Origin of the sequence: Sphingobium sp. HWE2-09 (assembly GCF_035989265.1) — a bacterium.
Taxonomy (GTDB): Bacteria; Pseudomonadota; Alphaproteobacteria; order Sphingomonadales; family Sphingomonadaceae; genus Sphingobium.
Map to the genome: position 1 here is coordinate 745008 of NZ_JAYKZX010000001.1, position 11485 is coordinate 756492.

9 protein-coding genes are annotated in these 11485 nt (G+C 60.3%); 4 read left to right on the forward strand and 5 right to left on the reverse strand.

Annotation, left to right across the window (positions count from 1 at the left end; all coding sequences use genetic code 11):
* Positions 1 to 75 precede the first annotated feature (75 nt).
* Together U5A89_RS03455 and U5A89_RS03460 are read left to right on the forward strand one after the other, a co-directional pair.
* Entirely contained in the window at positions 76 to 1134 is a 1059-nt protein-coding gene (locus U5A89_RS03455; RefSeq protein ID WP_338159775.1) for a 4-oxalomesaconate tautomerase, read from the forward strand.
* A 98-nt stretch (positions 1135 to 1232) separates the two neighbouring features.
* Positions 1233 to 2105, forward strand: coding sequence for an amidohydrolase family protein (locus U5A89_RS03460; RefSeq protein WP_338159776.1), 873 nt, complete (start codon positions 1233 to 1235; stop codon positions 2103 to 2105).
* 178 nt (positions 2106 to 2283) lie between these two features.
* Here the strand turns inward: U5A89_RS03460 and U5A89_RS03465 are convergent, their stop codons facing one another.
* On the reverse strand, positions 2284 to 3954 hold the full coding sequence (locus tag U5A89_RS03465) for an MFS transporter (RefSeq protein WP_338159777.1): 1671 nt from the start codon (positions 3952 to 3954) through the stop codon (positions 2284 to 2286).
* 425 nt (positions 3955 to 4379) lie between these two features.
* Here U5A89_RS03465 and U5A89_RS03470 point away from each other — a divergent pair, with 425 nt between their 5' ends.
* A complete protein-coding gene (locus tag U5A89_RS03470; protein WP_338159778.1) occupies positions 4380 to 4883 on the forward strand; it encodes a hypothetical protein in 504 nt (167 codons plus the stop codon).
* Entirely contained in the window at positions 4868 to 5371 is a 504-nt protein-coding gene (locus U5A89_RS03475) for a hypothetical protein (protein ID WP_338159779.1), read from the forward strand. The genes U5A89_RS03470 and U5A89_RS03475 overlap by 16 nt, the downstream gene beginning before the upstream one ends.
* Positions 5372 to 6117: 746 nt before the next feature.
* Here the strand turns inward: U5A89_RS03475 and U5A89_RS03480 are convergent.
* The 4 genes from U5A89_RS03480 to U5A89_RS03495 all read right to left on the reverse strand — a co-directional run bounded on the left by U5A89_RS03480 (position 6118) and on the right by U5A89_RS03495 (position 11475).
* A complete protein-coding gene (locus tag U5A89_RS03480) occupies positions 6118 to 7374 on the reverse strand; it encodes a replication initiator protein A (protein WP_338159780.1) in 1257 nt (418 codons plus the stop codon).
* Positions 7375 to 7452: 78 nt separating this feature from the next.
* A complete protein-coding gene (locus U5A89_RS03485) occupies positions 7453 to 8466 on the reverse strand; it encodes a ParB/RepB/Spo0J family partition protein (protein WP_338159781.1) in 1014 nt (337 codons plus the stop codon).
* Positions 8463 to 9656, reverse strand: coding sequence for an AAA family ATPase (locus U5A89_RS03490; protein ID WP_338159782.1), 1194 nt, complete (start codon positions 9654 to 9656; stop codon positions 8463 to 8465). The genes U5A89_RS03485 and U5A89_RS03490 overlap by 4 nt, the downstream gene beginning before the upstream one ends.
* Positions 9657 to 10080: 424 nt before the next feature.
* Complete coding sequence (locus U5A89_RS03495) at positions 10081 to 11475, reverse strand: carboxylesterase/lipase family protein (protein WP_338159783.1); 1395 nt, start codon at positions 11473 to 11475, stop codon at positions 10081 to 10083.
* Positions 11476 to 11485 lie beyond the last annotated feature (10 nt).

Below are 11485 nucleotides of genomic sequence, written 5' to 3' on the forward strand. Positions count from 1 at the left end.
GCCCGATTGATCCACCGTCTGAACTAGGTTCCCGCCTTCGCGGGAACACGGGAAGGATGGAACCGGAGTTTCCCTATGACCATCACCCAATCCCCCGTCCTATGGATGCGCGGCGGCACCTCCAAGGGCGGCTACTTCCTCGCCGAAGACCTGCCCACCGACACCGCCGCCCGCGACGCCTTCCTGCTGCGCGTCATGGGCTCCCCCGACCCGCGCCAGATCGACGGCATGGGCGGCGCCGATCCGCTGACCAGCAAGGTCGCAGTCGTGAAGAAATCAACACGCGATGACGTCGATATCGACTATCTCTTCCTCCAGGTTTTCGTGGATCAGGCGATTGTCAGCGACGCGCAAAATTGCGGCAATATCCTCGCCGGCATCGGCCCCTTCGCCATCGAACGCGGCCTCGTCTCCGCGCAACCGCAAGAAACTCGCGTCGCCATCTTCATGGAAAATACCGGGCAGATCGCCATCGCCACGGTGCAGACGCCCGACGGCAAAGTCCGCTATGACGGCGACGCAAAGATCGACGGCGTCCCCGGCTCTGCTGCCCCCATCCCGCTGGAATTTCGCGACACCGCTGGGTCGTCCTGCGGCGCGCTCCTCCCCACTGGCAACGCCTTTGACGAAGTGGAGGGCGTGCGCGTCACCCTGATCGACAATGGCATGCCCTGCGTCGTCATGAAGGCGCAGGATGTCGGCATCACCGGCTATGAGGATCGCGACACGCTCGACAAGGATAGCGACCTTAAAGCGCGCATCGAGAAAATCCGCCTCGCCGTGGGCGAGCGCATGAACCTGGGCGACGTCAAGGACAAGTCGGTGCCCAAGATGATGCTGGTTGCCCCGCCCCGCAATGGCGGCGCGGTCACGGTGCGCAGTTTCATCCCCCATCGCGCCCATGCGTCTATTGGCGTATTGGGCGCGGTCAGCGTCGCCACCGCCTGCCTGATCGAAGGCTCCCCCGCTTTCGAAGTTGCCGCGATCCCCACAGGCAATCGCAAGACGCTCTCGGTCGAACATCCCACCGGCGAAACCACCTGCGTCATGGAACTGGACGACAGCGGCACCGTCACCAGCGCCGCCATGCTCCGCACCGCGCGCAAGCTGATGGACGGCATCGTCTTCGCCTAAACCTCCATCTGAACCGTTCGGGCTGAGCCTGTCGAAGCCCGCACTTTCCTGACGAGACAAGCCCATCGGTATGTTCCGGGCGAACGGAGTTTTGAGATATGACCCGCATCACCTCATGGCACGGCAACCCGTCCAAGCCGCGCTACACCCCGCCCCCCGGCGCGATCGACGCCCATTGCCATGTCTTCGGCCCGATGGCGGACTTCCCCTTCAGCGCGAAGGCGAAATATCTCCCCGAAGACGCCGGACCGGACAAGCTGTTCGCCCTGCGCGATCATCTCGGCTTCGCCCGCAACGTCATCGTCCAGGCCAGCTGCCACGGCACCGACAATGCCGCCACGCTCGACGCGATCGCCAAGTCGAACGGCAAGGCCCGCGGGGTCGCCGTGGTCGATCCGGCGATCTCCGACGCCGACCTTGCCGCACTGCATGACGGCGGCATCCGCGGCATCCGCTTCAACTTCCTCAAACGCCTGGTGGACGACGCGCCCAAGGACAAGTTCCTCGACATCGCCAAACGCCTGCCCGCCGGTTGGCATGTCGTGATCTATTTCGAAGCCGACATCCTCGAAGAACTCCGCCCCTTCATGGACGCCATCCCCGTTCCGCTGGTGATCGACCATATGGGCCGCCCCGACGTGACCCAGGGGCCGGACGGCGCCGACATGCAGGCTTTCCGCGCTTTCCTGCAAAGCCGCGACGACATCTGGTTCAAAGCCACCTGCCCCGACCGCCTCGATCCGACCGGCGATCCGTGGAATGCCTTCGCCGACGCGGTCGCCCCGCTGGTCGCCGACTATCAGGACCGCGTCCTGTGGGGCACCGATTGGCCCCACCCCAATATGCAGGACGATATCCCGGACGACGGTCATCTGGTCGACATGATCCCCCGCATCGCACCGACGGCCGAATTGCAGCGCAAATTGCTGATCGACAACCCGATGCGCCTCTACTGGCCGGAAGAGCTATAAGTCATTGATAATAAATGCGGAATACGGCGTTTCGGTCGCTATATTTTCGCTACAACTGTCCAACTCCTTGTCGCATAACGACCTGCGAAATGTCCCATGGCCCCCTCCCCCTCAAGGGAGAGGTTGGGTGGGGGTGTACCATGCCCATAACAGACGCTCACCTCCCCAATCTCCAACATCAATCGTCAATATTCCGCCGAAACGTCTCCGGCAAAAACAACAGCCCCACGACCACCGTCGCCGCCGCGATCACGACCGGATACCAAAGGCCATAATAGATATCCCCGGTCGCCGCGACCATCGCAAAGGCCGTCGTTGGCAGGAACCCGCCGAACCAGCCATTGCCGATATGATAGGGCAGCGACATCGACGTATAGCGGATGCGACTGGGGAACAATTCCACCAGCATCGCCGCGATCGGCCCATAGACCATCGTCACCAGCATCGCGAGCGCCCACAGGATCGCCACCACCGCAACCTTGTCGATCTGCGCGCCGTCCGCCTTGGCCGGATAGCCCGCCTCTGCCAACCCCGTCTTCAACCGCCCCTGAAACGCAGCGATCGCCGCCGCTTTCTCCACTCCTGCCAGCGTCTTGGGATCGGGCACGACAAAGCTGGCAATGCCGACCTTTACCACCGCCGGAGCGCCCATAGGCGCCTCGACATTGGCATAGCTGATGCCGGTCTTGGCCATATAGGCCTTGGCGATATCGCAACTTGATCCATCGAACTTGTTCTTGCCCACCGGATCGAACTGGAACGAACATTGCGCCTGATCGACCAGGATCGTCACCGGCGCGGACGCCTGTGCCGCCGCCAGTGCCGGGTTGGCCGCCGTCGTCAGCGCGCCGAACAGCGGGAAGTAAGTGATCGCCGCCAGCGCGCACCCGCCCAGTATGATCGGCTTGCGCCCGATCTTGTCGCTGAGCCACCCAAAGACGACAAAGAACGGCGTCGCCAGCGCCAGCGCGATGGCGATCAGGATATTCGCCGTCGCCCCATCCACCCGCAGCGTCTTTTCCAGGAAGAACAGCGCATAAAATTGCCCGGCATACCACACAACCGCCTGCCCCATCACCGCCCCCAGCAACGCAATGATGACCCAGCGCAAATTGCCCCATTGCCCGAACGCCTCTGTCAGCGGCGCCTTGGACGTCGTCCCCTCATCCTTCATCTTTTGGAAGACCGGGCTTTCATTAAGCTGCAACCGGATCCACATCGACACGCCCAGCAGCAGGATCGAAATCAGGAAGGGCAAGCGCCATCCCCAGGCCGCAAACGCCGCCTCCCCCAGCGCGAAGCGAAAACCGATTACCACCAACAGCGCGGCAAACAGGCCGAAGGTCGCCGTCGTCTGAATCCAGCTGGTATACAGCCCGCGCTTCCCCTCCGGCGCATGTTCCGCGACATAGGTCGCCGCCCCGCCATATTCGCCGCCCAGCGCCAGCCCCTGCGCCAAACGCATGATCAGCAGGATGATCGGCGCCGCCACCCCGATGCTGGAATAGCTTGGCAACAGCCCGACCGCGAAGGTCGACAGGCCCATAATCCCCATCGTGACCAGAAACGTATTCTTCCGTCCGACCAGATCACCGATCCGTCCGAACACCAGCGCCCCGAACGGCCGTACGGCAAAGCCCGCCGCGAACGCCGCCAGCGCGAAGATGAAACCCGTCGTCTCGTTCACGCCCGAAAAGAATTGCGCGCTGATGTAGGTCGCCAGCAGCCCATAGAGATAGAAATCATACCATTCGAATACCGTCCCCAATGAGGACGCGGCGATCACCAGTTTTTCATTCTGGCCTGCGACCGGTTGCCCCGCCCGCCCATCGTCAACGCTGCCCGCCATGCGCCCCATCTCCCCTATCCTGTCTGGCGTCGATCGCGCTGGACCTTCCAGCGGCAAAACCGCTTCCATCGTCCTGGCGAACATGGCGAGATTCGACGCGCAGGTCGAGGTCAGGATATTTGAAGGCTGAATTGGAAACGACCCCCCGGCAGTCGCACCAACCGCGGAAGCCGCAAGCCACGCCATGCTTTGCCATCAACCCGCTTGATCACGCTCAGCGTATGCGACGCCATGATAGGCATCGGCAAGTTCAACGCAATTCGAAATGGTGGGCTTTTATAGGCCCCACAAGACGTGTAGGAACAGGCTTTCTATAGTATCTTTATAGTTTATTACACGGATATATCTATCTGTTTTAATTACATATATTTCACGCACTAATATAATATAAACTTACCCAATATCGCAGTTAGGAGCGCTAGCGAATGGATGATCTCGCGCTAATATCCGCTTACGCTGATGCCCAATCCGCGCTCGCCCGGATCGAGGAACGACGGCGCTTAAGTCCCGTACGCCGCCCTTGGAAGATACGATGCTTCATTGCGGAGCGCCAGGCGCTGGCATGGATCGACGCGACATCGGTCGATGCCAGCGCTTTCACGATCGATGGCCGCGGCAGCATCGGCGGCGCGTCCTTTGATCTCACGCATTGGCGACAAGCCGTCGGCGCGCCCGTGACGCTCGATATCCTTCGCACAAACCCAAATGGATTGCTGGACTGGTTGGGGGTGAATGACGCACCCGCGTCGACAAGCCCCTGGGCCACTCCCGGCCTGCCGCGCGCGGATGTCCAACATAATGTGGAACAGTGGCAGGCGGACGCCGCAATCCTCCCCCCTCCCCTCCCCTATTACAAGGCGCGCAGCTGGCGCTCGCATGGCGACGACGGTCCCCGATCGGGCGGGGAGATGGCGTGGCCAGCTTCCTAATCGGTGATCGTTTTGGCCCGGGTCGATGGGATGCATCGTTTGGCGGGTTGGTTGCCTTCGGCTTCCAGTCCAGTGGCGCCGCCTGGAAGATCGCTGAAGAACCACAGTTTGGCCTGATATGGCTTCAGGCGATCGCTCTGGGCGCACGTGATCATCTCGATCAGGAACTTAGGCTCAGAGCTTTTGCGGACCGCGCCGCTGCCCATATAGCCGCCCGGCGTCGGCCAGGCCGTTTAAAGGACGTCATTATGATGGCGATGGCGCACCCCTATATCACCAGCAGATCGGTCGCCGATCGCTTGGGCCTGACCTCAGCCGGGGCGATCAAACTTCTGAGCATTGCCGCTGATATCGGCCTGCTGATCGAACGTTCAGGGCAAAGCAGCTATCGCACTTATGCCATACCCGTCAGTCATGACATTCGCGCGGCACCATCTCCCCGACTTTTCGATGACCCAGAAACTTCGGATTTTTGGCACGACGACTAAAAAAGTGGAGCCGCCAGCTGGCTTATGACGGGCATCTGACGGCATTTTGGAGCCAAGCTATGCAACGCCGGGCAACGCTCTGTAGCAGGCCTTCAAAGGCCTTTCTGAGGCTTTCGCCTTTTGTTCCGCAACCAGGCTATGCGTTATCTCGACGCTGTCGCGCTTTCTTGGATCTGCACCGGTCCATACTACGCTGCTTCAATCGCAATCACGGGCTTTCAATCATAGGTCGAAGGGGCAGTGGTTGTGCCAAATACTTATAAGGCCCGTAACGCTTTTGCACCAACCCAGGCATATCCAAAAACACGACGGTATCTATTGAGGCGATCCGCGTCCGCTCGCTGTTTGCCCTACGAATATGAAATCGCGCCAGATAGTAGCTACGGCCGCATGCTATCCAATTGAGCCAGCACCTAGTTGCCTTGGAAAATCTTACGGCGGTCAAAGGTAAAGGGCGACAGGAAAGCAGCAAGCAGGCTGGCGGTAGGATATGATCAGGCGAGTCGTCATTAGCGACAACGTTTCAGCGACGAATGATTCCATCGTGTTTTCAGAATTGTGCCTGACTGATGGCACCGATGTCCATTATCCGGCACATCTGCTCTGTCGCCAAAACAGGGTTACGGCAGATGCACGCTTTTCCTGGCTATATCGCGACATCCATCACAGATCGCCTATCGCCATAACGTTTTTACTGCGATCACATAGTCCATCGCAGATGATTCCGAAAACACGTCCCGACTGCTTTACGGTCGCAGACGATATTTGTTGCGACGATGATGTTCCTTCACGAACCCGTAAAAGCGCTTGGAATAGTTGCGCGGCAGTTCGTGGGGATTAGCACCTAAAAAGGCATCGAACCGGCGCAGAAGCTCGTCATAGTCCCAACCCGGAAAATCACTTCGAATAGCGGCATGAACATCGGCGTCCAGTATTTCGCCAGCACGAACCGATGCCTTTTGCGTCGAACGCGCTTTGCTGTTGTCCGCTCCCGGGCTCCGCAACCCGCCAGCGGCCTGGGCGATCAATTTCAAAGCATCGCGCGGGTCGACCAATTGCTCGGCATCATCCTGCAGCAAACCATCGGTAGGGTAGGGGAGGGTAGTCGGCCGGGCACGTCGGACCCGTTCCGCCATATGCTTGCGCATCACCATTCGCATCTTTGGCTTCGTGCTATCGGGATTGATCACGTCCAGGCTGATGTCGGGCAGTTCGTTCAGCCGGGCAAGGTCCAGCAGCTTGCGCTTGAACACCGGGTAGCTGCTTTCGCTACCGCTCTTCTGGTGCAACGTTTCGAACCCTATCGTGAAACCTTCCGCGCCATTACCGCCCGCATGTTTGCGCGACGCGCGGTACAGCCATTTGCCAAGGCCGCTGGTAATCTCGAAATAAAGCGGTGAGATCGCGAGCACGTTGCGCTTGTCCATCACTCCATCGAAGAACCATTTGGACAGCGTGATTTCCATCCCCAACGATCGCTGCGTTCGTTCATCGACCAGATGGGTATAGCTGTCGATCCAGGAAAAGGTGGTTTCCCAACTCTTGGTATTGGCGCGAATATTGGTCTTGATCGTGGTCGCCTGCAACCGATCCAGCGCGCTCACCAATCGCTCATAAGCGCGGCCACTCGTGCCCCAGCAGATACGCTTGAGCAAATCACCAGGCTGCAGTCGAATGACGGGGGAGAGGTCATTCAATCCACGCTCGCGCAGTTCATTCAGGTGCGACGCCAGGTAGATCATGATATCCGCATCCCATATCGTCGCCATCCCATAAGTCGGGTTGGCGGAGACATGGACGGTCACGGACTTGTCGGGACTGACATAATCGATCGGCTTCATCCGCTTGCGTTTCGACAGGCTGAAGAAGGGCCGCTGCATCGTCTCCTGATAGTCGCGCAGCGAAATGTCGCTGAAGTCGGGCAGAGTGAAGAACATTTCGAACTGGACCTTGCGCTCTTTCAGCGCCGTCTTAAGTTCGCTCTCATTCCCCACCTGCGTCATCCGCTTCCCGTTGTCCCCCCGGGGGAAAATAGATATAACCTTCTGAAATATAAGAATAATCCTTACATTTTCAGCTTTTCACTTCCGCTTGCCGCCTCTGATCCGCGCCGCTTCGATCACCGGCCGCAACGCATCCAAAATCGCATCGGTCGACAGGTCCGACGGCGTCAGCGACAGCGTCAATATCTTCTGCTGGTCCTTGATGACCTCGCCAATCGCCTTGCCATTCCCGCCCGCAATCGACGTCTTTTGCACGCGCCCCCGCGCGGTCATCGCCTTGAGCAGGCGTCCCATGACTTCCGCGCCCGCGATCGGCTGCTCATCGCCCGAACGGCGGAAACTCTGCTCGGACGCGATCTGGTCGGCCGCCGTTTCCAGCTTGGCTCGGCTCGCCGGATCGCGCAGCAACGGCAATAGCTTCTCGCCATATTTCGCCTGGAGATCCATCGGCGAGTGAAAGGCGCTCACTAGGAAGGGCGGGATGTCGGTCAGCGCGATGTAACGCGCCAATTGCGACTTGGATATTTTCAGCCGCTCGGCCATCCGTAATTGGACGCCGCCATAGAATTTATCGACCGCCGCCTTGTAATTGATACCACGTTCCAGGTCGGAAATATCCTCCCGTTCGCGATTCTCGATATCGGCCAGACGGAACGCAGCCTCATCGTCCAGATCCTCGATGATCGCGATCAGGTCGATGTCGGGATAATGATTGCCGTTGAGCCAACTGATCGCCCAGTGCCGCCGCGTTCCCGTCACCAGTTCATAGGGCAGGGGGCCGTTGGGCGTGCGCCGCACCACGGCGGGAATGCGATTGCCACCTTCCGCCAGGATGGAATTGATCAGGCTGCGCAGCCGATATTCGTCCAGCAGGGAATAATCGCGCGCATTGCCCGGCCACACCGAACATTCCGCCGGCTTCAACCGAATGGTCGGCCGCTTCACGATCCGCGCCGCTTCGCCAAAGGCTTCCAACCGCTTGTTGGTGAAATTGACGCGCCCGCTCGTATCGGTCGTTGCGGCGGCCGGCGGCGGCGCCGGTTCGTTCGCGACGGCAGCCAGCGCCTCGCTGATCAGGGACCGGCGGCTCATGCCGCGACACTCACGCTGGCGTCGGCACCGGTCAGGCTGGTCGAGGGCCATTGCTGGCGGATCTGCTGCTCGACCTCGCCGAACACCGCGTCGAGATTGTCGCGGCACCGCGTATAGGTTTGGTGCGAGGCCGATGGCTTGGATTCATAGATGGATCGAAACGCCTGCGTGGCATTCTTGATCTCCTCGGACGCCAGGATCGGTTGGCCCAACAGCAACCCGGCATAGGTGGCCTGCATGATCCGCCACATATCATTCTCGCCCGGCTTGCTCGGAGAAAAGGCGGAACACACCACGCGGATGAAGCCATAATTGACCGGCGTGCCATTTTGTTCGAGAATTTCGATATTGTCCGCGATCGTATCCATGAAATGGATGGTCGACAGATAATCGAGCTGGCGCGCAGGCACCGGAATCAGCAATCCGGTCGCCGCGGCCATCACGTTCAATCCCAGGAAACCCATGGCTGGCGGAGGATCGAGCAGGATGACGTCGAAATCTTTGGCTACGCTGGCAATGCCGATGCGCAGCGCCTGCAAACTTTCGCGCACCGCCTGGCCGCCCTCACGCAATGTGGAGGTCAGATCCCATTCCGCATCCTGCAGGCCCAGGCTGGATGGCACGATCTTGATCGTCGGCCAGGGCGTATCACGGATCGTCTGGGCGAAATCGCTGAATGTGCTGCGTGGAGAGAGGAAGGATCCCAGCGTCTGGTCGTCATCGATCAGCGTTTCGGGCTGGATGTCGAACATGGTCGTGGTCGACGCCTGCGGATCGCAATCGATCACCAACACGCTATAGCCATGTAGCGCCAGATAATCGGCCAGATGCTTGGTGATGGTGCTCTTGCCCACGCCACCCTTGAAATTCTGCACCGCCAGCACGACCGCATCTTCGTCGGGCTGTTTGCCGACCTGGATGCCCAGCGCTTCGCGAATCTGGGTCAGGTCTGCCAGCGTGTAATAGCGGCGGCCATTGGGCAGTTGCTTGGGCTGGGGCAGGCGGCCCTTGGCCTCGGCCTTCGCTAAGGCTTCGGGTGTCCGTCCGATCAGTTCGGCCGCCACGGTGGGACCAAAGGTCATATCCAACGTCTTGCGCGTGTCGGGACGGAACACGATCGTCTTGATATGATCGCGCATTTGCTGGCACGCGGTCGTGACATTGCGCAGAGTATTGACGGTAAACGACATGGCGCCCCTCGAAACCGAATCACGACGATAAACTGGTTCGGGTTTAATGCGCCTATTTCACGCTCAAAGTCAAACCATGCTCACGATGGGGCTGCGGACACCTTTCCCGATCGCATGACTAACCCAAAACACAACCGGAGGATCGAAACGTGACGGAATGGCTGGACGCCCCCTGATAGCCCTTCAACCGCCAACCGATAGCTGCCCTGTGGGTGATCGTCGCTTTAGAGATTTTATGGAGGGATTACAGAGATTACCGGTCCAAACTCGTGGCGAAACAGCACGAAACATCATGAGTCGCAGTGATGTCGGTCAAACTGATCCCACGTCCATCGCAACTCGATAACACGGCCGCGCGATTCCGAAACCACGCCGGGCAGCAACCGATAACACGTCCCGGCACGCGGTCGCCGCCCGTTCGGCATCATTGGTCAGTGACTGCCTCGACCTTGTCCGGCCTACCCATATCGAGCATCATCATGCCCTTGCGATCAGAACGGGGCCATGCGGTCAGCCCGGTGCCATTGGGATCGCCGGCCTTGACGAAGCGGGCCAGATATCCGCTCGCCATCCGCCCCATATCCTTGTCGCTTTCGCTCGCCTTGGTGCCATATTTCGCCGTTACCGTATCGAAAAAATAAGGGATTTCGCTGGCATGGCCCGCACCCTTCGTCCTGGCCGTCCGCAGCGACTGGGCGACATAGGAAAAGCGATAATAATAGGTCGGCACGCCCTGTGCGGCGAACAGCTGCGCCATGGATCGCGCGCCGGTGATCATCGCTCCGCTCGGTCCGCCAATATCGTCGCTGGTCGCGCCGATCATCACCGGCACCTTGGCAAAGCGCCCCGCCTGATAGGCCGCCAGGCTATCGACCGCGATCCGTCCATCGACGATCGGACTGCTATGCATGCGCGGCCCCGCTGCGAACAGCGCCGCCAGATTCAACCCATCGACCACGGCAACGGCCGACAGCGCCCGCAATTTCGCCAGCGCATCGGGATCGCCCGGTGCGATGCCCTTCTTCTGTCCAAAGGCCGCGCCCACCTGCTCCGCCGCCGCCAATGTCGCGTCGCCCATCGGCATCGGGCCGCCAGACTGGATCACCGCCTTTTGAAACAGTCCCTGGACCATGGGCGACGTCAGCAAGGCGTGGACCGACATGCCGCCCGCGCTTTCGCCGATGACCGTGACATTGGCCGGATCGCCGCCAAACGCCGCGATGTTCGCACGCACCCATTTCAGTGCCGCAATCTGGTCCATATAACCATAATTGGCCTGCAGCCCGCCGTCCGCATCCGCTTTCGTCAATGCCGGATGCGCAAAAGTGCCGAACCGCCCCAGCCGATAGTTGAAACTCACCACCATGACGCCCTGCCGCGCCAGTGCATCCCCGGCGTAGGTCGGCGGCGACGACCCGCCATTCACGAAACCGCCACCATAGATCCAGACCATCACCGGCAGTTTGCTCTTGGCGCCCTGCGGCTTCCACACATTCATATACAGGCAGTCCTCCGACGGTGGCGTGCCAAGCGGGGCTGCGTCACTTGGAAAGGGCAACTGCATACAATCATGGCCGTACTGACTGGCGTCGCGCACTCCTTGCCAGCGCGCCACCGGCTGCGGCGCGCGCCAGCGCAGGTCGCCCACCGGCGGCGCGGCAAAGGGGATGCCCTTGAAAGCAACGACGCCATTATCCACCGCACCGCGCAACGCTCCGTCCGCGATCGTCACCACGGGCTGTCCCTGTTCCGATCGGGCGTGGGCGACGGATGCGCCAAGCGCGGCGGCCAGCAGGAGCGCGGATACACGAAAACCCATGTCTTTTCCT

Coding starts and splice junctions, on each gene's coding strand:
- U5A89_RS03455 (WP_338159775.1), top strand. CDS start 76: ATGACCATCACCCAATCCCCCGTCCTATGGATGCGCGGCGGCACCTCC.
- U5A89_RS03460 (WP_338159776.1), top strand. CDS start 1,233: ATGACCCGCATCACCTCATGGCACGGCAACCCGTCCAAGCCGCGCTAC.
- U5A89_RS03465 (WP_338159777.1), bottom strand. CDS start 3,954: ATGGCGGGCAGCGTTGACGATGGGCGGGCGGGGCAACCGGTCGCAGGC.
- U5A89_RS03470 (WP_338159778.1), top strand. CDS start 4,380: ATGGATGATCTCGCGCTAATATCCGCTTACGCTGATGCCCAATCCGCG.
- U5A89_RS03480 (WP_338159780.1), bottom strand. CDS start 7,374: ATGACGCAGGTGGGGAATGAGAGCGAACTTAAGACGGCGCTGAAAGAG.
- U5A89_RS03485 (WP_338159781.1), bottom strand. CDS start 8,466: ATGAGCCGCCGGTCCCTGATCAGCGAGGCGCTGGCTGCCGTCGCGAAC.
- U5A89_RS03490 (WP_338159782.1), bottom strand. CDS start 9,656: ATGTCGTTTACCGTCAATACTCTGCGCAATGTCACGACCGCGTGCCAG.
- U5A89_RS03495 (WP_338159783.1), bottom strand. CDS start 11,475: ATGGGTTTTCGTGTATCCGCGCTCCTGCTGGCCGCCGCGCTTGGCGCA.